Source organism: Paenibacillus sp. sgz302191 (assembly GCF_057749925.1).
This window is the reverse complement of sequence record NZ_JBYLHY010000001.1, coordinates 528,598-550,643: the sequence shown is the minus strand read 5'-3', so window position 1 is coordinate 550,643 and position 22,046 is coordinate 528,598. Positions and strand designations below refer to the sequence as shown.

Below are 22,046 nucleotides of genomic sequence, written 5' to 3'. Positions count from 1 at the left end.
TTCGCTGCGAGATTTTAGTCAGAAGGTGATGCCCTTGAAGCCGAATCCCAGCAACCGCACGCCCAAAACCGACTGGAAAGGGCTTCATGCACAAGCCGGCGATGTGCTGGGGCCTGATTTCTGGCAGGATATTGCCGGTTTGCTCCCGCTTTCCGGACCTAGAATTGATATGTATGAGACGGGCAGTGAGGTCGTCGTCGTTGCCGAAGTGCCCGGGCTATTATCCCCCGAACACGTCCAGCTTTCCATCCGCGAGCATTTCCTCGTCATCCGGGGGACGCTTGTCCGCCCTTATCAGGTCATCGATGAACAAATGCTGCTGTCGGAACGGTTTTTCGGCGCTTTTGAACGGCGGATTCGCCTGCCTGACACAGCCTTGACCGAACGCATGCAAGCCCAGTATCATAACGGCCTGCTGATCATCCGCATTCCGACGGGGCCCGAAGCCGGTGAAACGCCGGTTCCCATAAAATTCACCTGACGCTCGGCCGCTCCGGCCGGGCGTTTATTCGTTTGAAGAAAAGGGAAATATGCTCCGTTTGTCCCCATATACATAATAATATCAGAACAATGGAGGAGGTACTTTCCATGGTACGCATTCGGTTTCAATCCATTCATATCGATTCCGTCGCCAATACGTCCAGCATCAACAAAGGAGAGAATCGAATTATAGGGCGCAAGCATGCCATAAAATCAAACGATGGATTAGGCGAAGTATCCGGGGACGGCAACGTAGTGACCGGCGGCAACCATCTTGTCCTCGATTCGGACACTATCGACGTTCCTCCGCCCAAGCGCAAAGGCTGAGCTTTATGGGATGGTGGTTTTTCAGGGATAAGCCGTCGCCTCCTCCGCCGGTTCCCGCTCAGCAGCCTGCCGCGGCGGATGCCGGCGCCGCTGCTTCTTCCGCCGTCATCGCGCAGTTGGAAGCCCGGCTGCAAAAACTGGAAGAGCACCTTGCAAGCATGGCTGCAAAAAGGCCGGAAATCCGCATCGATAACGTGCATATTCATCAGCCTGTTTTGGAAAATTTGACATTTCGCCTGGATCAACTGGATATAAAAGAATTAAGCGGTTCGCTTAATCTCGGGAACAACTTTGGGGCCAAAACGGATCACAAAGCGCACGGCGGCGCTATCGCGGGCGGCGGCACAGCAGGTGCACACGGCGGCGCTGTCGCGGACAGCGGCAAAGCCGGTGTACACGGCGGTGCGTCCGCAGAAGGCGGCAAAGCCGGCGGAATTGCCACGAGCGGCGGCAAAGCCGGTGTGCACAGCGGCGCGTCCGCAGAAGGCGGCAAAGCCGGTGTGCACAGCGGTGCGTCCGCAGAAGGCGGCAAAGCCGGTGTGCACGACGGTGCGTCCGCAGAAGGCGGCAAAGCCGGTGTGCACGGCGGTGCGTCCGCAGAAGGCGGCAAAGCCGGTGTGCACAGCGGTGCGTCCGCAGAAGGCGGCAAAGCCGGTGTGCACGGCGGTGCGTCCGCAGAAGGCGGCAAAGCCGGTGTGCACGGCGGTGCGTCCGCAGAAGGCGGCAAAGCCGGTGTGCACGGCGGTGCGTCCGCAGAAGGCCGCAAAGCCGGTGTGCACGGCGGTGCGTCCGCCGCTTCTACGGCTGCTGACCATGCTGCGGCTGCGGACCATTCCACTCCCGAGCGGACTTCGACCGGTTACCGCTACACAGTCCAGCCTAAACCGAACACAGGAGGTGCTTAGCCCGTGCCGTCTTTCATGTCGCCCAATTTCATTATCGGCTCGATCCGGATCGGCTCCGTAGAGAGCGCGTCCTGCATCAATATGGGCAACAACTGGCCCACAGCTTTCGAGAGCACGCAAAAAACCGTCCAAGGCTTCGGCTCTGTCGCCGGAGACCACAATCAGCTCGTCGGCACCCGCTCCTTGCTGAACGACTCCGACTTCCTCGACATGCTGAACATCGAGGGCTCGGAGGCGCCAGAGTGGCTGCAAGATATGATTGCCGGCTCCGTGCAGGCAGCCGGCTTTTCCGCCCCCGGCGAGGAGGAGCCTGCGCAGGAGCAGGAAACGAGCGAAGCGGAAGTCAAGTGACGGTCTGAAAGTCTGTCCGACGGAGCCGTTTTGTACATTGGGCGGTCTCTTAGGAGTCTGTCCGAGGAATTCATGCGGGAGGTAAGCAACTCCGCCCGCCAGACTCCTAGCCGCAGCCCCGGCTGATCAAAAAATCGCCTTTCGTATAAGGCGCATCGATCACATCATTATCATATATCGTATTGATATTATGATTCACATGATTTTGCTCGCCGCTGACAGTACCCAGCCCGTTGTTCTCTTTATTGCTGACCGACCATAACAGCTGAGTATTCGTACCGACAAAAATACCCGAAGCGTTGGAAATGGAATTCACCTGAATTTGGTCGAAATGAATGATGGGCCGGTCCAATTCGGGCGTTCGTCTCAGCATCGCGATCACCTCTAAACCTGGTTGGTCACTGCGGGTTTGAAGTCCTGATCATTGATCGGCGCGTCGATAAAGTCATTGTCAAAAATAAAATTGGCTATGTTGGCAAAGATCGTATTTCCATAATTTTGGCCTGTGGCAACATTATTTTTGCTGTGCGAATCCCAGCTTGATTGCGCATTCTCCCCGATTCCGATCGTTGCATTCGTATTCAGCGAGTTGACGTTGATCATGTTAAACACTATGGAACTCGGCATGCTTCACACCCCTATCCGCCGTCAGGCCTGTCGCCCTGGCATTGAATCCTGTATGTTAACCTATTCGGCGCAGGCGGGAAAGGTGCCGAAAATCACAAAACCGGAACGGCACCACCGTCGAACAACTCCAACACAGCAAAAATTTAGGTAACTCCGCGATCCTTTTTTTGTGCGAGAATCTGTCTTTCGAGGTCGCGGTGGTGCCGATCCCGCCGGTTACTTGGCGGAGGGAGACGGCACGACCGGTTATGGTGCGGCTGCCAGCCGGGCCAGCCTGCAATCGTGTAGGCTTTTACGAGGGAAGCGCGTGCGGGCGCCCGTTTGGACGAAAAGCCTGCAAAAGTGCAGGTTTTTTCAGTGCAAACGGCCATTTTCGGGGAAAAGCCTGCGATTGTGCAGGAATTTTCGGTGAAATGAATCTGAACCCACCTTCACGGCGAAAAGCCTGCACATTTGCAGGAATTTGTCGTTGCTAGCGCTACGTTTGTTCAGAAAATTGCCGCCTATTGCCGACATTCCGCGCGCTGCCGGTGACGCGCCAATTGCGGCAAATTTTCTACACATCACCAACGGCTCCCTGGCGAGCAAGTTTGGGAAACCAACGCGCCGCGAAGGCGTTTCTGACCAGCCCGGCCGCACGCTCTGCCTAATGCACAGCAAAAGACGCCTCCATCCCCACTTGCAAAAGTGGTTTTGGCGGCGTCTTTTCGCTGCATTTGGGGCTGGCTCACTCACAAATGCGGCGGAGCAGCGGTCTTACCAAAAGAATGGGCCTGGGAAACCGCCGAAACCGCCGAAGCCTGGGCCGAAACCTGGGCCAAAGCCGCCGAAACCGAATGGCGATGTGCCGATAGCCAGAAGGTCAAACAAAACAAGCGGAATAACCGCTTTTGTTTGAACTCCCTTTTTCCCTTTCGGGGAAGCTACAAACAAAGTATTGCCGCTGATTCGAACCAATTTGCCTGTAACTTGAGTTCCGTCTTTTTTCAGCGCAAAAATCTCTTTTCCTAGCAATTTGTGGACATCTTTTTTGCGAATCGCAGTTGACATGAGTGCGCACCTCCTTCAGAAAGCAGGGATTCATTACTCTACAGTGTACGTCCCGTCAATTCTTTGCGATTGGATAGTTGTCCGAGGCAAAATCCAAAATACGCAGGAGTCTGCTCAACACAAAAAACGGCCCCCCTTCGCTTCAAGAAGAGAGTCCGTTCAAATGACCGCAGCCGTGCGCTGCAGCTTGCTAGGCTTTGCGCAGCTTGCCGAGTTCCGATGTAATCGCATCGATCTCGCTGATGCTGAATTTGTCTTTGCTCATCACCATATCGTATAAATCCTTCAAATCCTCGTAGGCATCCTGCTTCAAAGCCGAAGCTTTGATGGACCCGCCGGTTGCCATGCGGAGCTTTTTCTTAATTTCTTCAAACATATATTCCACATTTTCCTCAGACCAGTTGCTCAAATCCATCGGCACAGGTTCATCCTTTCTCCAGGCGTTTGCCCTTCCTGTACCTCATTGTAATGGAGTGCGGCATTTTTGTAAATTGTCCTAATGGACATCGTTAGTATTTAAAAAATGATGCGGCAGCTAATGTCATGACATGTTGTGGAGGCATACCCATGAGTACTCTTCCATATAGCTCCAGTCCTGTCGATGCTGTAGTCAGCGCATGATTGGAACCGCCTCTAATATCCCGGAAGATCTGGGACAAGCGATTGGAATCGGCGATGTTTTTCGGAATGGAAATTCGAAGAATAAGCTCCTGCAAGCCGCAAATAATCCACTGTATAAAATAAGCTATCTCAACCATAATAAAAAAGCATATTTTATTCCAAAACGACAGAGGAGCAGATGAATGTGAAAAACAAATGGCTGCTGTCATTACTGTTAACCTTGGCGTTCGTTTTAACATGACGCCGGCAGCGGTGTCCGCGCAAGCGAAGGTGAGCGAGAAGAAGGATTCAGCTTGCCTTAGTCCCCGAATGGTATAGCTGAAAACCTATATGCAGAAGGTTTGGATCGATCATACGATATGAACGAGAAGTTATATTACCAGTGCAATATCCAACCGTCAAGATCAGAAGGACGTATTGGACCGACTTTTACGGAACCAGCAGGACATAGGCAATGTGATCAAGCCTTATTACGGAGAAGCCACCGGTAATAAACTGGCTGATCTTCTGAAGGAGCATATTTTGATCGCAGGGAAAATTGTAGCTGCTGCCAAAGCGGGCAATCAGACGGATGTGAAAAAGCTAGAGGCGGATTGGCATATAAACGCCGACGATATCGCCAAATTTTTAAGCGCAGCGAATCGATTGCTCACCCAACCAAAAGCACAGCAAAAGACGCCGCCATCCCCACTTGCATAGTGGGTTTGGCGGCGTTTTTCCTTTCAGGGAAGCTGCGTATTTTTGTAAAATACCTAATTAACGCTCGCGGCAATTTGAATTTTGTCGATATTGGGCGCATACCCCGACGAACTGTTCGAGAATTTGATCGTGTTATTGCCCGCGTTCAGGGCGACATCCACAACCATTGTACGGTAATTGGACCAGCCAAGCGTGTTTCGGAAATACGCTTTCTTCGCGGCGCCGCCGTTCACGCTAATGTCTGCATAACGATCAACGACATTGGTGTTATAGTTCGACGCGCCCGGTCCCAGCTCGCCGTTGGCGTAAGTGACGACCATCCGGTACACCCCGGCCGTGGAAACATTTACATTGTTAAACTGTAAGGTGTTCGCCGCGCCCCCACCGAGCCACCCGACATATTTGCCGCCGGATGCGGCGGCATCTCCGATGGCGGCTGCCGCGCCGGACAGCGTATTGCCGGACGCTTCGGCTTCATAAGCTGCGATCGGCCCCGTTGCAGGGGTCACGTCGATATAATCGATATTCGCGGCATCTGAATCATCATTGGTGAAAGCATTCATTCCGATCCGGTTAATGCCCGCGGTCAAGAAAACCTTGGTCGTCGCGTTCGCCCAGGTGCTCCAATCGGCTGTGCCGGCCAGCGAAATATCCTGCAGCTGCGCGCCGTTCAGCGTCATTCGCAGCTTGCGGTTAGCCGGAGCGCCTGCAAAAGGCCCTGCGGAATACCGCAGCGTCACATTGTAATACCCGTTCGACGGCGCGGTGACGACGAAGTTCGTGCTGGCGTTGCTGCTTCCGCCATATCCCTCCACATACGATGTACCGGAATAGCCCGTATTGTTTCCGGTATGAACGAAAGCCGAGCCGGACAGGCTGGCGTATTCCGCCTCGTACCGGGTCGCAGCGTTGGCTGGCGACAGATCCCTGTTCGGAGTTATGATCATATGATAAGCCGACAACGCTTTCATATTACTGACCGGAACGGTAATCTGCCCGCCGGTAACGGCATAATCGCCTTCCTGGACGAAATAAGGCCCGCTCGACGCATTCAGGCCCGAGTTATCCACTCCCCATACGATAGCGTGCACCGTATTTCCGAAATACGGGGCCGAACCGAAGCCCTTCACGACGACATCCGTGGCAAATACGTCGGTGCTGTTCTGCGACCCGCCAAAAATAACTCTCGCCTGCTGTTTGTTGTTATCCAAAGCGGCCAGCCCCTGCAGAGAGCCCGAAGGATTGGGAGGCGTCACTGTCACGGTATTGCCGGTCAATTCGCCGTACCACTTGTACAGCCACCAGCCGCCGGTCGCCTTGTTGTTCTCCGTAACCAGATCGTTCAGCGTTCCCGCCGTCGTCCAATAAGCCAGGCTGCCGTATACTTTGCTGTTTTCAAACCTGGAAACAAACTGCACCAGGTTGCCCGGAACGCCAAGGTCGGTATTTATCCTTCCATATTCGTTGATCGAAATCGGTCTCTGCGAAATGCCCAGATTGGATTCAATGCTTCTGTAGTTGTTGTAATGATTTTGCCAATTCGCGAAAAAATCGTTGCCGAGTTCATGCCAGGTGATAACGTCCGGCAAGCAATTGTTATTTTTGGCAAAAGTCATAAACTGTTGATATACCGAACTGTCATAATAGGCGAAATTAATGCCGCCGATTTTCGCATTCGGGTCGATGGAACGGATTTTTTGGTAAATCGTCTTCCAATCGTTAAAAAAAGTCTGCAATTTATCGCTGTTGTTGTACCAGATCCAATTCGGCTCGTTAAAAGGGACATAGACGTAATTGTTATGGTTCGGGTCCGCCGACAGCTGCCGCACCATCGTATCCACTTTGGCCAAATAATCATTGATGCCCAGATTGTCATAGGGCCAATTCTTGTAAATATCCTGCATAATAATTTGAATCTGTTTCCCGCCGGTTCTGAAAAACTGATCTTGCACATCGAAGACGTCCCCATTCGGGTGCTGCAGGCCGCCCGGCGGTTTTTGGCTGGCATACTGCGTTTTTAGAGGAGCCAGCATATTGTCGGTAGGAATCCCGTCGTTGCCTAACCCGTACAAATATCCCGTCGCCCCGTACAGCAGGTTCCCCGTGTTCGAGGATAAATCAACAACCATTTGAGGATTGGCCGCGAAGCCCGCATTCGGAACGGCCGCAATAGAAAGAAGCAAAGCAAACGTTTGGACAATGGCAAACTTTTTCTTTTTCAACACGTTTTTGCACCTCCGCAATTCATGGTCATACATTGACAATCACGTCAACTCCTTTCGAAATCAAGCACACATGCAAACGCTTACAAGTTACTCACCTCCTTTCAATCCCCTTGCGGAAGCGGTACGGATAGTTGCTTATGATAAAATGCTTTTCTTGAAATCCGAAGGGTATACGCCCACAATCTCGGTGAACAGCTTCGTAAAATGGCGTGTGCTGTAATAGCCCACCTGCTCGGCGACTTGCTGGATGTTCAGCCGGTTCTCCATAAGCAGCTCCTTGGCCTTCATGATGCGCATACGGGTTAAATACTTGACAAACGGGGTCCCTGTTTTTTTGTGAAACAACGTGCTTAGATAACTCTGCGTAACGTTGAGCTCTCCGGCTATTTGCCCAATGCCGATATTGTTCATATAATTGCGTTCCATGAACACGAGAACCTGCTCCACCAAATCAAACGTGTGGGGCTCGTTCTGTTTATGCAGCAAAAACTGGTCCCCTATTTTCCGCAGCTGCCCGATCAGGCCGGGAATGCACGCTTCGCCGTCGCAGCTGGCCTGAATTGGAAAAACGGTTTGCAAGTAGTACTGCAAACGGCTCATATCCACCGTTTCTTTGAGCAAATGGCTTTCCAGTTCTTCCAGCGTTTTTTGATAATTCATGTACAGCTTGTTTTTGTATTCCTGAGCAAGCTGCAGCATATGTTTGCCCGCTTTGAAAGCCGCGCTTTGCAGCGTGGCGACGGAGGCCATTTCGCCGATCGCCCATTCGCGGTTCATCCCGGCGGCGACCCGGCAGCACGCCAGCTCCTGGATCCGCCCTATCTGGCTTTGAAACTCCATGAAATCGCCCGTTTCCTCCGTCTGAATCAAAGTAAATGCCGCTGACTCCGAGCGGAACCGGCTCATCACGCTTCTCACAGCGTTCAGATACGAGTCGAGCTGGCTGCGTGCTTCCGGCTTGCTCGGGTCCCAGACGCCGATCGCCGCAATTTCGCCGCGCGGCAAAGCGATGAGCGCAAGATGAACGCCGTACGCGACATGGTTCTGCATACACTGCCGGACAGCGAGGATGAATTTGCTGTGCAGCGCCTCCAGCTCTTGGGGGGATGCGCAGGCGTCGATATAAAGCACCGAGCCTTGAAACCTCCCGCTTCGCAGCAAGCTGTCTTCAGGCTCCGCTTCCCAGGGCACCAAACCGTGCATGAGCGAAAACAGCTGATATTCGAACTGCTGATTGAGCTGCTGCAAATACTGCTTGTTGTCCTTGCTGATCATGGCGATCGCTTTTTCCAGATCGGACGGGTTCACCGGCTTGAGCAAATATTCGGATACGCCAAGCTGGAGCGCTTGTCTGGCGTACTGAAAATCCGAATATCCCGATAAAATAATCCACTTCGTCCGTGGAGAGACGGCTTTGGCTCTGCAGATCGCCTCGATGCCGTCCATTCCGGGCATCCGGATATCGACGATTGCCGCTTCCGGCTTATACTTGGCCACCATCTCCAGCAGCTCTTCCCCGTCCGCCGCCTCCCCCACGACTTCCCAGGACGTTTCCATTTCATGGATCATACTGATCAGTCCGATTCTTACCAAAGGTTCGTCATCTGCAATCACGATATGCATCCGATCTTCGCCTCCTTAAAGGGAATCTGGATTTCCACGATCGTTCCTTCGCCTGGAACGCTTTGCAAAGAAAACCGGGCTGCCGGGCGAAACAGCAGGAGCCTTTCCCGAACATTGGGAATCCCTACGCTGTCCGCTGCGAGGTACGGATAAAATCCGACGCCGTTATCGGCGATCGATATGTGCACCGCCTTCCCTGTACTCCCTTCGGCATCATCCAGAATACGCACCCGAATCGCAAGCTCTCCCTGGCGTTTCAGCGGTTCTATGCCATGAATAATCGCATTTTCCACCAGCGGCTGAAGCAAAAGCTTAGGCAGCTGCACCGGCTCGGCGCGCGCATCCATATCGATCGCGACATGCAATTTGACGCCGAAGCGGATCTGCTGCAGGTCGCAATATTTTTGCAAAAATGCGACCTCCTCTTTCACCGTCGCCATATCCTGATGCTCCAGCATGTACCTCAGCATACTGCTGAGGGACAGTATCGCTTTTTCCAGCAGGCGGCTTTGACCGGACCTGTTCAATCCGATAAACCCGTTCAACGTGTTGTACAGAAAATGGGGGTGAATTTGCGCCTGGAGCGCGCGGTATTCCGCATTCCGCTGGCCGAGCACGGCCCGGTATTCGCGGTCGATCGTCTCTTTCAACTGCGCGATCATCATGTTCAACGTCATGCCGAGCTGGGCGATCTCATCCCGGCCGCGCACGTTAAGCCGGCGGTCCCAATTGCCGCGCTGCACGCTTTTCATAACGTGGACCATATCCCGGAACGGTTTGACGATCCACTGCGACAGCGATATGTTCAAAAACAGCGTAAGCAGCGTGCCCGCAGCGGCGAACAGGGCCCCGATCCAATATATCCACGTCAGCTGCGATTCGAATTCGCCGTTGGAAAACAAGACGGCAATGCTCCAGCCCGATTGGTCCATCGTCTTGACAACGACCCGGTACGTATCCCCGTCTCCCGCCACCGTAGATTTGCCGGCCGCCAGCTGCGCGCGCATCTTTTCATTGAGAGGCTGATTGGAATAAAGCGGCTTCTTGTTTTCATCCAGCAGCGCAATGATCGTCGTGACGTTAAATTTGACCTCGCTTAACATTTTTTCCAGAACGATATTTGCCGCATCCGTCATGATCACGCCCAGCGGCTTGCCGGAATCGGGGTCCTTCAGCAGCCGGGAGATGGAGAACACTTCCCTGGGATTGTCCGTCTGCAAATAATCCTGCTTGTGATTGCTGATATAGGCGACCTTGCCGTCCAGTTCCAGCGCCTTCAAGTACCACGATTGCTCCTTGTAACGGTAATTCGGCGCGGGATCGGATGTGTTCTCGGAGGTGATGACATACACGGAGCCGTCTTCAGGCAGAAGGATTGTCCCCAGAATATCTTTCCGCGTGTTGATTAGCTGCCTGGGCAGCGCGTATCTCAGTGCTTTTTCCGCCATAAACCGGGAGTATTCGCTGGATTGCGCGTATTGATCGCTCGCTTTCAACTTCAGCCCCACCATCACATCATCGTTCAAATAGGGGGTGATCGTCAGCCGTTCCAGATCGTCCAAATACATTTCCACGTTGCGGGTCAGCGAAGTCAGCGTGCCTTCGGACAGTAGCGTCGTCTGTTTGACGAACAAGTTTTTGTAGTAATAGGGAAGCACGAAAATAATGATAACGACAGGCACAATGACCGTCAGCAAATACAAAATAATCAGCTTCGAGCGAATGGACATCGCCGACCTCATAGCAGCACCTCTTCCCCATTGTATCCGTAACCCCATCTTAACCCAGGCGGATAAAGCAGGGAAGCGGGCTTGTTTACCCTTTTACGGCACCGGAGGCCATCCCGCTAATGAAATACCGCTGCAGGAACAAATACACGAGAATGATCGGCACGGCGCCCATTAGCGATCCGGCGGCTACCCAACCGATATTGTTGTTGTATTGGCTGAAAAAGCCCGACAGCGCGACCGTAATCGTCCGGGTATCCGTTTTTTGCAAAAAAAACAGCGAGAACTGAAAGTCGTTCCATATGTTGACGCAGTTCAAAATGATAACGGTAGCCGTAATCGGCTTCAGCAGAGGCAGGATGACGCGGTAAAACAGCATAAAACGCCCAGCCCCATCGATCAGCGCAGCTTCGTCAATTTCATACGGAATGGAGCTGATGAACCCCGTATACAGAAAAATCGTCATCGGCAGGCTGAATGTAACGTGCAGTAAAATAATGCCCCAATAATGGTTCATCGCCCCGATATCCACCATCACCTTGTAAAGCGGCACCAGAGTCATGAGCGGAGGCACGATCAGCGCCGAGATGAATACCGTATACATCATTTTGTTGAGCCTGGTCTGGTGTCTGGACAGAGGGTACGAAGCGATGGAGCCAAGCACGACAATAAGAACGCCTGCGCTGAACGTAACGATAAAATTGTTCATAAAAGCCGTGCCCAGATGGGCTTCATTCCACGCGTTTATAAAATTGTCCAGATATACGTATCCGGGAGATACCCATTTGGATGTCAAATCGTCGGCAGCTTTAAAAGAGGTCGTGCACAAGATATAGAAAGGCAGCGCATGGATGAGACAGATCAGGAGAGCCCCTGTGCCGAGCCAAAAAGAACGCTTCTTCATTATGCCGCTACCTCCCTGCGTCTTAAATAAAACAGCGTCGTGATGCTGACGACGGATATGATCGCAAACATGAGAATACCGATTGCAGCCGCGTATCCGGCGTCCTGACGACCGAAATACAGCTGATAATTGAGCGTGGACAACGAGGCGGAAGCATACCCCGGACCGCTATTGGTTAAAGCTACAATGACATCGAACAGCTTCAGCCCGCCAATAATATTCAGCACGATGCTGATCGTTACCGAAGGGGCCAGCAGAGGCCAAGTGACGTGGAGGAACCGGAAGACGGAACCGGCGCCGTCGATTTTGGCAGCTTCATAGTAATCTTTGGGAATCGTTTGCAGCCCTGCGAGATAAATGACCATGGCAACGCCTACAAACTGATACGTGTTGACAAAAGTGATGATCCAGACGTTAAGATTCGTAATCCCCAGCAGGTTGACCGGCTGATCGGCGAACAATAAAATGATATCGTTAATGGCCCCTCCCCTGTATTGAAAGAAGAAATACCAAATGTATCCCATAATCAACGGGCTTATAATCGCCGGCAAATAGATGATCGTTCTCGCCAAGCCTTTGAGGCGGATCTTCTGATTTAAAAACAGCGCATAGGCGAGGCCGATGATGTTTTGAAAAAGCGTGCTGCCCAAACCGTAAATGAACGTATTCCGGATGACTCTGGCGATGTCAGGATCGGAGAACATGCGCCCATAATTGCTTGCGCCAACCCATTTATAGTCCTGAGAGTAACCGTCCCAGTTCGTGAAGGAAATCTGTATCCCTTTGAAAAACGGATAAAAAATAAAGATGCAAAACAGCAGCAAGGCCGGGAGATACAAAATATTCAAAACGGAAGCGGAACCGAGCGATTGGCCCAAACGGCTTTGCCGATTCCCCTTCACAGCGGCCGGCATTTGCGCTTGAACGATTTCTTTTACCGACAAATTCACTCCCCCCTTATATGTGGAGAACGGGGGACCACCGCTGCCGCATCGCCCCGCTCCCCGCCGATGCCTTATTTGTTCCTCAATCGTTCGACTTCCTGCTTCATTTTGTCGGAATACTGCTGCGGGGTCACCTGGCCGGCCAGAAGGGCTGTTCCCGTTTTGCACAAAACGTCCCACATACCGTTCGGCAAATACACCCTGTCAAAATAAGGGAATACGCGAACATTGGCATATTTATCGTAATACTCGGTAAATTCGTGCTTGGCCGTCACGCCTTTCAGGCCCGGAGGAAGCTTGGTCACGTTGGCAAACTTGCTCATATTGTCAGGCTTGGCAAAGTAGGCGACCAGCTTTTTCGCTTCATCGATATTTTTGCTGTCCTTAAAGACGCCCATCGTCAGACGCTCGCCGCCTGAGAAGTTGGGCTCGTCACCCGGCATCATCGCCGGAACCGGCATAAACCCGATTTTCACATTCGGATTCACTTTGTGCACTTCATCCGCAAAAGAAGGTCCGAGCAGCGTGAAAGCTACTTTGCCCTGAGCGAACAGCGAGGACAGATCGCTGTATTTTGCCGTGAGAACGTCCTTGTTGGCGTAACCTTTCTTCGATATTTCCAGGAATTTCTCCGGCAGCGGGTCCCATTTCCGCCAATCCATTTTATTGTCGAGCAGGTTTTGCGCTTCGTTCTGTTTCGGACTGATCAGGAGCGATGTCGCAAAATAATCGAAAAACTGCCCGATCATCCAGTCGTCGATCCCCGAGAAGTAAAACGGCGTCACCTCGCCCTTGCTTTCCGTCTTTAATTTGTCCGCCGCCGCCAACAGCTCGTCAAACGTTTTCGGCGGTTCGATGTTGTACTTTTTCAACAGATCGGCGTTGTACGTTAAACCGTCCTTCGCCTCGCTCAACACGAGCGCATGCACTTTGCCGGTTTTATCCGTGACGACATCTTTAATCGTGTCGGTCAGCTGCGGCACCCACGGCTGATCCCTCAGATCGGCCAAATATTTGCCGTACCGGATCACTGCCCACCCGTGCGTATCGAAAATATCCGGCAAATCGTTCGCCGCCATTTTGACCTTCATCATGTTTTCGTACTCAGTGCCCGGAAATTGCAGGTCTACGTCGATATTCGGATTCTCCTTATTGAAATCGCTTACGATTTGTTTGTACACTTCCTGCACCGGCTTATCCGACGACGCGCTGTACACCGTAATTCGCTTCTTGTTCCCGCCGCTCGCCTCCTTCGCCGCCGCCGTGCTTGCAGCCGCTTCCGTCTGTTTCGCCGTATCCGACGACTTGGCTGAGGATTCCGGTCTCTGGGAACAACCTGTCAATGCCAGCGACAAGGTCAACGCCGACAGCACGACTGCGCTTGATAGCTTTTTCATACTGCTTGAACCTCCCTGATATAAGTTGTAGCATCAACATCTCTGTTCTGTTGATATTTTCATGCTATCACATTTGGTTGCGCTTACATATGCCATGAATATTAAGTCCGTGCGCTCATTTATTTACTGCCTAAGCGAGCGCACGTCACTTTTTTACTTTTACAGGCATCGCGGGTCCGCATTATCTGTCCATAATTAATTGCGATCCTCCTGGTATTGTTTGTGAACAGCACGAATGCCAAAAAATACCTGACTCCGCCTGCTTGTTAGCAGTATAATGAGACAGACGCCGAATTACAAGCCCAAACCTAACGCGCCTCTCCCGGCGCCCGTTGCGACGCTGCACCGTAGGTGGGCCGCATGTGCTCGACCGACCGCCGTCATGCAGCGCAACACCACGCGCTGGGAGCTTCGCGCGGTATAATTACATGTTGGAAAGAGGCGAGCCTATGGATCCATACCGTTACCCGATCGGACAGTTCGAGCCCTTGCGGAACCCAACCCCTGAACAACGCAGCCGCTGGATCGAGGACATTCTCGAAATACCGGCACCGCTCAGAAGGACCGTGCAGCACCTGACTCCGGTGCAGTTGGACACGCCATACCGCCCTGGCGGTTGGACCATTCGGCAAGTTGTCCATCATATGGCCGATAATGACATGAATGCCTATATTCGTTTCAAGCGAGCACTCACTGAGTATAATCCCACGGCCAATTCGTATCGGGAAGATTTGTGGGCGGAATTAAGCGACTATCAAGCGCCTCTCGAACCGTCGCTGCTTCTCCTGGAATCGCTTCACAGCCGATTTGCAGAGCTGCTCCGTTCGCTGTCCCCTGCGGACTTTCAAAAAACATTTACGAGCCCCACCCACGGCCTCATGAGCCTGGATGTCGCCGCCCAAAGATACGCCTGGCACAGCCGACATCATATCGCACAAATCGCTTCACTCCTGGAACGTATGTGAAAAAAAGAAAGGGCTTCCCAAAGTCCGATGACTTATGGGGAAGCCTATTCCGGTAAACCTTCAGCCTGCCCCCCGATTAGGGATGGCAGGGAAATGCAATCGCTTCGCGACTGTGGCGCGAAGCCGCCTGCGAACGATGCACGGCATCGTTCGGATGCGGATGCCGAGCGCACCCCTCGGGCTCGCCGACGCATGCTGCGATGCTTGGCATCGGTAGAGACGCGCGGCCCGTTTCGGTTCCGCTTGCGCATACATCGATGCTCGGCATCGTTCGGACGGGTGCCGAGTACGCCTCTCGGGCTCGCCGACGCATGCTGCGATGCTTGAGAAACGCCGAAAAGCTCCGCAACAGCACAATTTTCGTGCTCCTAGACGGCTCCGCCGCGGCAAAGCCTGCAATTGTGCAGGCTTTTTCGAAGAAAACGGCTCGTTTGGAGGAAATTCCTGCAATTGTGCAGGAATTTCCGATCGTGAGAGGGCTAAGCCTCAAATTTTAGAGAAAAACCTGCACTTTTGCAGGAATATTTCTTGGTGAGCATACGAAGGAGCAAAAAGCTGCACTTTTGCAGGCTTTTCACTCCTGGCCAAATAATCGTGCCGCTTCCACCGGGCAAGCATTCGTCAGCTCCGCGGTCAGCTAGACTCCGCGCGCTTGTCCTGCAATGCATCTTTGCCCGCGAGCTTTGCGAAGGTCTCACTTTTGCTGGCTTGCTGCTCCTGCCAAATAGTCGCGCCGCTTCCACCGGGTAAGCATTCGTCAGTCTCGCAGTCAGATAGACTCCGTGCGCATGCCCTGCGATGCCTCTTTGCCCGCGAGTTTTGCGTCGGTCTCACTTTTGCTGGCTTGCTGCTCTTGCCAAATAGTCGCGCCGCTTCCACCGGGCAAGCATTCGTCAGTCCCGCGGTCAGCTAGACTTCGCGCGCACGCCCTGCGATGCCTCTTTGCCCGCGAGCTTTGCGTCGGTCTCACTTTTGCTGGCTTGCTGGTCCTGCCAAATAGCCGCGCAGCTTCCACCGGGCAAGCATTCGTCAGCTCCGCGGTCAGCTAGACTTCGCACGCTTGCCCTGCGATGCCTCTTTGCCCGCGAGCTTTACGACGGTCTCCCTGGTATCGCAGCCAGGAGACCGCCCCGACCCGGCGCGTGACTAGGCCGACTCGGGGCTGATCAGCGTTACGTGCGGCCGCTGTTCGTGCCCTTCCAGACCAAGGCTCACGCAGATTAGCCGGACATGCTCTTCGGCCAGCTTACGTACTTCTTCATAGCTTTGCCCGAATTGAATGCTGTAAGAAATAAGACCGTGCATGGACATGAACAAGTTCCAGGGAAGCGTATACTTTCTGCTTTCCGCTCCCGGCTCGCCGGCCATCACCTGTCGGATGACAACCGCAAACATTTCGAGGCATTGCGCTTGTTCGGTTCGGGAATACTGCTGAAGCTCCGGCTCATGAATCATGAACATCATTTCATAGTGATTAGGATTGTTAAGACCGAACCAGATAAACTCCAGCATCAGCTTTTGAAGCAGATTCACGCTGAAGCCCTGCTCGCGCAAAATCATCTCTCTCTGCCGCTGCAGCAGCAAGGAAAAGTCGTCTTTAATCAATGCATAGAACAGTTCCGCTTTTTCGTTAAAATGATAATATAATGCTCCATGACTGTAGCCCATTGCTTTAGCGATGCTTCGCATCGTTAAAGCACGATAGCCGTAAGTATTGAATAAATCCCGCGCTTCCGTCAGAATTCTTTCTCTGCTTAGCTCCTGCGCGACTGCTTTCCTCGCCATTCCAATCCCTCCGAATCCTTAGCCGTATGCGGTTATGTGTGTACTCCGAATCCGAGAACCCGCCCCTTAGGGCAGGCTCTTGTGTATAATGTACTCGTTCTCTCCTGAAAGAATGACACCTTGACCTTGCGTTATATCCGTGAGCCAACCAATAAAAGAATCCGCCTGATCCGCGATCGGGAAGCACGTCACAGACACTTTATCCGTGAAAGCGATCTCCCCGAGCAGCATGCCCTGATTCCTCAGCTCGTTCTCCAGCTTGCCGTACCACGTATAATCAACCTCTACCAGCACCCTCCGGTGGTTGACCTTGTAGATCGGCTTCGCCGCTTCAATGCCCGCCACGGCTCCATCCGTATACGCACGGATAAGTCCGCCCGCGCCGAGCATAATGCCGCCAAAATAACGGGTGACGACAACCGCGACATTTTTGAGCCCCTGATGCTTAATGACTTCCAGAATCGGCTTGCCCGCCGTGCCGCTCGGTTCTCCGTCATCAGACTGCTTTTGTATCTGATCCCTTTCTCCGATCATGTACGCCGAACAGTTGTGCGTGGCCGAGGCGTGCTGCTTTTTGATAGCTTCAATAAATTCGATGGCCTCTTCTTCCGATTCCACCGGCTTGGCATGTCCGATGAAACGCGATTTTTTAATGACAATTTCCGCCGATCCGTACGACTCAACAGTTTTAAAATGTGCTAACATAGCCGACCTTTCTTGGTAGAAGGGAAACATCTGTTTCATTTCATTCTACACACATCAGTTTGCTTCTACAATATGGAAAGAAAATTTACTACATAAATATTGGTAAATCGCCTATAAAAAAACGATCGATCCCTAAGGATTGATCGTTTTTTGTCCGTTATTTTTGCAAGCGCGCTTCGAGCTCCGCTTTTTCCTGCTCATAGCCCGGTTTGCCGAGCAAAGCGAACATGTTCTTTTTGTACGCTTCGACGCCCGGTTGGTCAAAAGGATTGACGCCAAGCAGGTAGCCGCTGATACCGCATGCTTTTTCAAAGAAGTAAACCATATAACCGAATGTATACGGGGAAATGTCCGGCAGCGTCACGATCAGATTCGGAACGCCTCCGTCCGTATGGGCGAGCATGGTGCCTTCGAACGCTTTTTTGTTGACGAAATCCATCGTTTTGCCGCTCAGGAAATTCAATCCGTCCAAATCCTCGCTGTCGGTGCCGATCGTAATTTGCTCAGCGACCTGATCGACCTGAATGACCGTTTCGAACAAAATGCGGTTGCCCTCCTGCACGAACTGTCCCATGGAGTGCAGGTCCGTGGAGAAATCAACGGAAGCCGGGTAAATCCCTTTGTTATCTTTGCCTTCGCTTTCGCCGAACAGCTGCTTCCACCATTCCGAAACGAAATGCAGTGCAGGCTCATAGTTGACGAGAATCTCGATCGTTTTGCCTTTGCGGTACAGCGCGTTGCGCACAGCTGCATACTGATAGCTCAAGTTCTCGCTCAGGTTCGGGTTCGCGAACTCCTTGCGCGCGTCCGCCGCGCCTTTCATCATCGCTTCGATGTCGATGCCTGCAGTCGCGATCGGCAGAAGACCTACCGCTGTCAGAACGGAGTAGCGTCCGCCTACGTCATCGGGAATGACGAACGATTCGTAGCCTTCCGCCGTCGCCAGCGTCTTCAGCGCGCCTCGCGCTTTATCGGTCGTTGCGTAGATGCGTTTGCGGGCCGCTTCCTTGCCGTATTTTTTCTCCAGCGCTTCACGGAAAATGCGGAATGCAATGGCAGGCTCGGTCGTCGTCCCGGACTTGGAAATCACGTTGACGGAGAAATCTTTGCCTTCCAGCAGCTGAAGCAGATGGGTAACGTATGTAGAGCTGATATTGTTGCCGACAAAATATATTTCAGGCGTTTTGCGGGCGCCTTTTGGAAGTATGTTGTAGAAAGAATGCGACAGCATTTCGATCGCGGCGCGGGCGCCAAGGTAGGAGCCTCCGATTCCGATTACTACGAGGGCATCCGAGTCCGATTGGATTTGTTTGGCGGCTGCTCCAATGCGGGCAAACTCTTCGCGGTCGTAGTTCTCCGGAAGATCCACCCATCCCAGGTAGTCGGAACCCGCTCCGCTCCCGTTGTGAAGCTGCTCGTGGGCAACTTTCACCTGCGCGGCCAAATAGTCGACCTCATGCTGGGAAATAAAGGATAACGCCTTGCTGTAATCAAAATGAAGTTTAGTACTCATTATTCTCTCCTCCACTCTATTTTTTTCCTCTACCTAGCATACTTATTTGCTCGTACAAATGCAAGTCGATCAGGCATTCACAGGGCATGCTCCGCATGATAAAATGATTGATAAAATATAGCTTGAGGTGATGGTCATGAAGCGTATTGGATTCATCGGACTTGGGACTATGGGTAAACCTATGGCCGCAAACCTGATTAGAAAAGGTTATACCGTAACGGTATATAATCGGACTGCCGAAAAAACGGACGAGCTTGTCAGTCTCGGCGCAGATCTGGCCCGGACACCTGCGGACGCAGCCAAAGATTCGGATGTTCTTTTCACCATGATCAGCAACGACGCGGCTCTTCTGGAGACGTTTTACAGCGAGCAAGGCGTGCTCAGCGGCCTTCATCCGGCGCTGACGATTATCGATTCCAGCACGGTCGCTCCCCAGACCAGCCAACGGCTGGCCGAAGAGCTTGCCGCGCATTACGTCGACTTCCTCGACGCCCCGGTTACGGGCAGCAAGCCGGCCGCCGAGGCGGGCACGCTGACGTTCATGGTGGGCGGCAGCAAGGAAGTGTTCGACGAGCACTTCGACCTGTTCATGGCGCTCGGCAGCAAAGCCCTCCATCTCGGGCCTTCGGGCGCAGGCTCGTATGCGAAGCTGGCCCACAATACGATGGTGGGCATCAATGCGGCAGGCCTTGCGGAAGGCCTCGCCATCGCCACCAAGGCAGGCGTCAATCCTGCCCAGTTCCTGGAAATCGTACGCGCCGGCGCGGCGAACAGCAGACAGGCCGAGCTCAAGGGCGACAAAATCATCGACCGCGATTTCAGCAATCAGTTTTCGCTGAAACTGATGCTCAAAGACTTGCTGCTGGCCTCCGACCTGACCGGCAAGTTCCAACTGCCTTCGCCGATGCTGCACTCGGCTACCGCGCTGTTCCAGATGGGGCTCAGCAAAGGGCTCGGCGAAGACGATTTGTGTGCGGTCGTTCAATGCTACGAGGACTGGATCCAGCAGCAGGTCGCAAGACCGCACGAAGAAACCGCGGCAGCCGAAGCGAAGCCGGCTTCCCCGCTGTCAGGACACGAACGCCGGCGCAACACGCGCGTGAAGCTGGACATCAAGCTGATGCTGTCCGTCTACCAGTGGGAGCAGGAGGGCTCCTTCTCCGGGCAAAACATCGAAGGAACGCTGTACGATCTGTCGGAAAGCGGCCTGCAGATTGCGTCCGGCTTCCCGCTCGCGCAGGACATGTTCATCGTCATCCACTTCCCGCGGGAAGCGGATCTGCCTCCGATTACCGGGCGCGTAATCCGCGTCGAATCCAAACCGGGCAGCGACCAATTCAGCTACGGCTGCATGCTGTCCGGCCTGCCGCCTTTTGTACGAATCAAGTTGGAGCAGTACATCGAGCGAAACATCGAAAAAGCTTTGTAAAAACAAACAGCCAGCCGATCTATTCGCATAGAAGGCTGGCTGTTTATTTTATTGCCGCGACGGCTTGAAGTATTGCTGCACGACGGAGTAGGCCAGCTTCGGCCGGCGGTAGCGGTCGACGATTCCTTTGCTGTTCTGCGTGCCGGCCCGCGCCAGCAGCCAGCCGGTGCCTTCGGTCACCCGGCAGTCGCAGAACTGCCAAATGAACATCCCGGAAAGATAAGGCCGGGATGTATACGCCGCCAGATTCGCTGCGATAATATCGGCCTGCCGCTCTTCCGTGCCGCGCACCCGCGTCGGATTGCGGTGGCCGTAATGCCCGTCTCCGCCGAATTCGCTCATGATCATCGGCTTGCCTGAGCCGCCGGCCGCATTGGCCCAGCCTCTAGCCTGGTCGCATAGCTCGCCGGGGTCTTCATCTCCGTACCAGCCCGGGTACAAGTTAAACGAGACGATATCCGCCAGATCGAAGCACAGCTCCTTGTCCCGGTGATGCGAAGCGAATGTCAGGGGACGGCTGGCGTCAAGAGCACGGATTTGTGCGAACTGCCTTTTGTAGTGTTCCCTGCCTTCCTCCGTATCGCTCGCGCACTCATTCAAAATCGCCCAGATCGCAATCGACGGATGATTGCGGTGCTGCTCCACCATTTCCCGGTTAACCTGCCCGCACTGCCGGACGAAATTCGGGTTGCGCATTTGCTCCAGGTTGAATCCCCGCGCATGATTTTCCTCCCATACGAGAAAGCCTCTTTCGTCGCACAGATCGAGAAACCGCTCATCGTTCGGATAATGACTGGTACGCACGGCGTTCGCTCCCATGTCGGCCATCAGATCGAGATCCTGGGCCATAAGGGCAACCGGAAATGCCGCTCCGACCAGCGGATGATCCTCGTGCCGGTTAAACCCTTTGAACACGACGGCTTCCCCGTTAATCCGTATGCTTCCCTGTTCCACCGTAACCGTGCGGAATCCGACCCGTTCGATCAGATCGTCCAAAGGCTCGGCATGACCTTGAGCATACAGCTTCACGTCCAGCTCATAAAGGCGTGGCGCGCCAGGAGACCAAGCCTCCGCCCGGGGGCACGCATACTCGCCGCCCCACACAGCTGCAGCTCCCGCTTCCATCACGGCCGACCCGAGGTCGAATTCCTGCCCGGCCAGCGTGCCGCGCAGCATCACTTCGGCCGCCTCGGTCCCCGTGTTGCATAGCGCAACGCGGATGTCCGCCTTCCAGCCGCCGCCACTCTCGCTGTCGCCGGCATCCCGGCTCGGCGTAAAAGCGATTCGCCCGATCCGGACATCGGGAACCTCTTCCATAATGGCGGGACGGATGAGGCCTCCGTATGTATAATAGTCGTTCGGCACATGCAGAGAGGACGCTTCGCCGAACGAATTGTCGGCAACGACGACCAGTTCGTGTTCGCCGGCTTCCACACCGCGTACGAAAGCTTCGAAAGCGGTATACGCATTATAATGCTCGGCAATTTGCACACCGTCCCAATAAATCCGGGCCGTATGGCTGACCCCTTTGAACTCGAACCGCAGGTTGGCGCTGCGGTCAAGCGTCACTTTTTTCCGGTAAGCCCCGACTCCCCGGTACGTTGCAAAATGGGGATGCGTCTCCCAACAACCGGGGACGATCAATTGATAACCATATGACAGGGAAGCGGTATCGGTAAAATCCCCTTCAACCGGCGTAAAATCCCACGTCCCGTCCAACTCCGCGATGCGGCGAACCTTATGTGTTTGAAACAAGCGAATCATGATAG

21 protein-coding genes and 1 pseudogene are annotated in these 22,046 nt (G+C 53.5%); 7 read left to right on the top strand and 15 right to left on the bottom strand.

Annotation, left to right across the window (positions count from 1 at the left end; genetic code table 11):
- Window positions 1-34 precede the first annotated feature (34 nt).
- From AC3G2T_RS02410 to AC3G2T_RS02395, 4 genes are all read left to right on the top strand, one after another.
- Window positions 35-481: an Hsp20/alpha crystallin family protein gene (locus AC3G2T_RS02410; RefSeq protein ID WP_474684072.1), complete on the top strand. Its 447-nt coding sequence runs from the start codon at window positions 35-37 to the stop codon at window positions 479-481.
- 107 nt (window positions 482-588) lie between these two features.
- A complete protein-coding gene (locus AC3G2T_RS02405) occupies window positions 589-807 on the top strand; it encodes a hypothetical protein (protein ID WP_474684071.1) in 219 nt (72 codons plus the stop codon).
- A 5-nt stretch (window positions 808-812) separates the two neighbouring features.
- Window positions 813-1,712: a hypothetical protein gene (locus tag AC3G2T_RS02400; protein ID WP_488434390.1), complete on the top strand. Its 900-nt coding sequence runs from the start codon at window positions 813-815 to the stop codon at window positions 1,710-1,712.
- A gap of 3 nt (window positions 1,713-1,715) precedes the next feature.
- Window positions 1,716-2,063: a hypothetical protein gene (locus AC3G2T_RS02395; RefSeq protein ID WP_474684069.1), complete on the top strand. Its 348-nt coding sequence runs from the start codon at window positions 1,716-1,718 to the stop codon at window positions 2,061-2,063.
- Window positions 2,064-2,169: 106 nt separating this feature from the next.
- On the opposite strand, the gene AC3G2T_RS02390 is transcribed toward AC3G2T_RS02395, so the two are convergent.
- From AC3G2T_RS02390 to AC3G2T_RS02370, 5 genes are all read right to left on the bottom strand, one after another.
- Entirely contained in the window at window positions 2,170-2,436 is a 267-nt protein-coding gene (locus AC3G2T_RS02390) for a hypothetical protein (RefSeq protein WP_474684068.1), read from the bottom strand.
- 11 nt (window positions 2,437-2,447) lie between these two features.
- Window positions 2,448-2,690, bottom strand: a complete 243-nt coding sequence (locus AC3G2T_RS02385) for a spore germination protein (protein WP_474684067.1) — start codon at window positions 2,688-2,690, stop codon at window positions 2,448-2,450.
- 756 nt (window positions 2,691-3,446) lie between these two features.
- The gene (locus AC3G2T_RS02380; RefSeq protein WP_474684065.1) at window positions 3,447-3,740 is read right to left on the bottom strand and encodes a hypothetical protein; all 294 of its coding nucleotides are present in this window, start codon (window positions 3,738-3,740) and stop codon (window positions 3,447-3,449) included.
- A gap of 190 nt (window positions 3,741-3,930) precedes the next feature.
- Window positions 3,931-4,155, bottom strand: coding sequence for a DUF1128 domain-containing protein (locus tag AC3G2T_RS02375; protein ID WP_488434389.1), 225 nt, complete (start codon window positions 4,153-4,155; stop codon window positions 3,931-3,933).
- Window positions 4,156-4,249: 94 nt separating this feature from the next.
- Window positions 4,250-4,570: a hypothetical protein gene (locus AC3G2T_RS02370; RefSeq protein WP_474684063.1), complete on the bottom strand. Its 321-nt coding sequence runs from the start codon at window positions 4,568-4,570 to the stop codon at window positions 4,250-4,252.
- Here AC3G2T_RS02370 and AC3G2T_RS02365 point away from each other — a divergent pair.
- Window positions 4,546-5,003: pseudogene (locus AC3G2T_RS02365) on the top strand (glycosyltransferase); the annotation flags it as partial. The gene AC3G2T_RS02370 and the pseudogene AC3G2T_RS02365 overlap by 25 nt on opposite strands.
- 110 nt (window positions 5,004-5,113) lie before the next feature.
- On the opposite strand, the gene AC3G2T_RS02360 reads toward AC3G2T_RS02365, so the two are convergent.
- From AC3G2T_RS02360 to AC3G2T_RS02335, 6 genes are all read right to left on the bottom strand, one after another.
- Window positions 5,114-7,285 (bottom strand): CBM35 domain-containing protein, encoded by a 2,172-nt coding sequence (locus AC3G2T_RS02360; protein WP_488434388.1) that lies wholly within the window; start codon window positions 7,283-7,285, stop codon window positions 5,114-5,116.
- A 135-nt stretch (window positions 7,286-7,420) separates the two neighbouring features.
- The gene (locus AC3G2T_RS02355; RefSeq protein ID WP_488434387.1) at window positions 7,421-8,908 is read right to left on the bottom strand and encodes a response regulator; all 1,488 of its coding nucleotides are present in this window, start codon (window positions 8,906-8,908) and stop codon (window positions 7,421-7,423) included.
- On the bottom strand, window positions 8,896-10,650 hold the full coding sequence (locus AC3G2T_RS02350; protein ID WP_488434386.1) for a cache domain-containing sensor histidine kinase: 1,755 nt from the start codon (window positions 10,648-10,650) through the stop codon (window positions 8,896-8,898). Before AC3G2T_RS02350 ends, AC3G2T_RS02355 begins: the two co-directional genes overlap by 13 nt.
- A 73-nt stretch (window positions 10,651-10,723) precedes the next feature.
- Window positions 10,724-11,539, bottom strand: coding sequence for a carbohydrate ABC transporter permease (locus AC3G2T_RS02345; protein WP_474684059.1), 816 nt, complete (start codon window positions 11,537-11,539; stop codon window positions 10,724-10,726).
- Window positions 11,539-12,453, bottom strand: coding sequence for a carbohydrate ABC transporter permease (locus tag AC3G2T_RS02340; protein ID WP_474684118.1), 915 nt, complete (start codon window positions 12,451-12,453; stop codon window positions 11,539-11,541). Before AC3G2T_RS02340 ends, AC3G2T_RS02345 begins: the two co-directional genes overlap by 1 nt.
- Before the next feature lie 101 nt (window positions 12,454-12,554).
- Entirely contained in the window at window positions 12,555-13,880 is a 1,326-nt protein-coding gene (locus AC3G2T_RS02335; protein ID WP_488434385.1) for an ABC transporter substrate-binding protein, read from the bottom strand.
- A 449-nt stretch (window positions 13,881-14,329) separates the two neighbouring features.
- Here AC3G2T_RS02335 and AC3G2T_RS02330 point away from each other — a divergent pair, with 449 nt between their 5' ends.
- Complete coding sequence (locus AC3G2T_RS02330) at window positions 14,330-14,845, top strand: YfiT family bacillithiol transferase (RefSeq protein ID WP_488434384.1); 516 nt, start codon at window positions 14,330-14,332, stop codon at window positions 14,843-14,845.
- A 1,146-nt stretch (window positions 14,846-15,991) separates the two neighbouring features.
- On the opposite strand, the gene AC3G2T_RS02325 is transcribed toward AC3G2T_RS02330, so the two are convergent.
- The 3 genes from AC3G2T_RS02325 to AC3G2T_RS02315 form a co-directional block, all read right to left on the bottom strand.
- Window positions 15,992-16,630 carry a TetR/AcrR family transcriptional regulator gene (locus AC3G2T_RS02325; RefSeq protein ID WP_474684056.1) on the bottom strand — a complete coding sequence of 213 codons (639 nt, stop codon included), beginning with the start codon at window positions 16,628-16,630 and terminating at the stop codon, window positions 15,992-15,994.
- Window positions 16,631-16,696: 66 nt separating this feature from the next.
- Complete coding sequence (locus tag AC3G2T_RS02320) at window positions 16,697-17,335, bottom strand: YigZ family protein (RefSeq protein WP_488434383.1); 639 nt, start codon at window positions 17,333-17,335, stop codon at window positions 16,697-16,699.
- A gap of 157 nt (window positions 17,336-17,492) precedes the next feature.
- Window positions 17,493-18,848 (bottom strand): glucose-6-phosphate isomerase, encoded by a 1,356-nt coding sequence (locus AC3G2T_RS02315; RefSeq protein ID WP_474684054.1) that lies wholly within the window; start codon window positions 18,846-18,848, stop codon window positions 17,493-17,495.
- A 136-nt stretch (window positions 18,849-18,984) separates the two neighbouring features.
- Here AC3G2T_RS02315 and AC3G2T_RS02310 point away from each other — a divergent pair, with 136 nt between their 5' ends.
- Window positions 18,985-20,277: an NAD(P)-binding domain-containing protein gene (locus tag AC3G2T_RS02310; RefSeq protein WP_488434382.1), complete on the top strand. Its 1,293-nt coding sequence runs from the start codon at window positions 18,985-18,987 to the stop codon at window positions 20,275-20,277.
- A 48-nt stretch (window positions 20,278-20,325) separates the two neighbouring features.
- Here the strand turns inward: AC3G2T_RS02310 and AC3G2T_RS02305 are convergent, their stop codons facing one another.
- Window positions 20,326-22,041: a glycoside hydrolase family 2 protein gene (locus AC3G2T_RS02305; RefSeq protein WP_488434381.1), complete on the bottom strand. Its 1,716-nt coding sequence runs from the start codon at window positions 22,039-22,041 to the stop codon at window positions 20,326-20,328.
- Window positions 22,042-22,046 lie beyond the last annotated feature (5 nt).

Coding starts and splice junctions, on each gene's coding strand:
- AC3G2T_RS02405 (WP_474684071.1), top strand. CDS start 589: ATGGTACGCATTCGGTTTCAATCCATTCATATCGATTCCGTCGCCAAT.
- AC3G2T_RS02400 (WP_488434390.1), top strand. CDS start 813: ATGGGATGGTGGTTTTTCAGGGATAAGCCGTCGCCTCCTCCGCCGGTT.
- AC3G2T_RS02390 (WP_474684068.1), bottom strand. CDS start 2,436: ATGCTGAGACGAACGCCCGAATTGGACCGGCCCATCATTCATTTCGAC.
- AC3G2T_RS02385 (WP_474684067.1), bottom strand. CDS start 2,690: ATGCCGAGTTCCATAGTGTTTAACATGATCAACGTCAACTCGCTGAAT.
- AC3G2T_RS02380 (WP_474684065.1), bottom strand. CDS start 3,740: ATGTCAACTGCGATTCGCAAAAAAGATGTCCACAAATTGCTAGGAAAA.
- AC3G2T_RS02375 (WP_488434389.1), bottom strand. CDS start 4,155: ATGGATTTGAGCAACTGGTCTGAGGAAAATGTGGAATATATGTTTGAA.
- AC3G2T_RS02370 (WP_474684063.1), bottom strand. CDS start 4,570: ATGACAGCAGCCATTTGTTTTTCACATTCATCTGCTCCTCTGTCGTTT.
- AC3G2T_RS02355 (WP_488434387.1), bottom strand. CDS start 8,908: ATGCATATCGTGATTGCAGATGACGAACCTTTGGTAAGAATCGGACTG.
- AC3G2T_RS02350 (WP_488434386.1), bottom strand. CDS start 10,650: ATGAGGTCGGCGATGTCCATTCGCTCGAAGCTGATTATTTTGTATTTG.
- AC3G2T_RS02345 (WP_474684059.1), bottom strand. CDS start 11,539: ATGAAGAAGCGTTCTTTTTGGCTCGGCACAGGGGCTCTCCTGATCTGT.
- AC3G2T_RS02340 (WP_474684118.1), bottom strand. CDS start 12,453: ATGCCGGCCGCTGTGAAGGGGAATCGGCAAAGCCGTTTGGGCCAATCG.
- AC3G2T_RS02335 (WP_488434385.1), bottom strand. CDS start 13,880: ATGAAAAAGCTATCAAGCGCAGTCGTGCTGTCGGCGTTGACCTTGTCG.
- AC3G2T_RS02330 (WP_488434384.1), top strand. CDS start 14,330: ATGGATCCATACCGTTACCCGATCGGACAGTTCGAGCCCTTGCGGAAC.
- AC3G2T_RS02325 (WP_474684056.1), bottom strand. CDS start 16,630: ATGGCGAGGAAAGCAGTCGCGCAGGAGCTAAGCAGAGAAAGAATTCTG.
- AC3G2T_RS02320 (WP_488434383.1), bottom strand. CDS start 17,335: ATGTTAGCACATTTTAAAACTGTTGAGTCGTACGGATCGGCGGAAATT.
- AC3G2T_RS02315 (WP_474684054.1), bottom strand. CDS start 18,848: ATGAGTACTAAACTTCATTTTGATTACAGCAAGGCGTTATCCTTTATT.
- AC3G2T_RS02310 (WP_488434382.1), top strand. CDS start 18,985: ATGAAGCGTATTGGATTCATCGGACTTGGGACTATGGGTAAACCTATG.
- AC3G2T_RS02305 (WP_488434381.1), bottom strand. CDS start 22,041: ATGATTCGCTTGTTTCAAACACATAAGGTTCGCCGCATCGCGGAGTTG.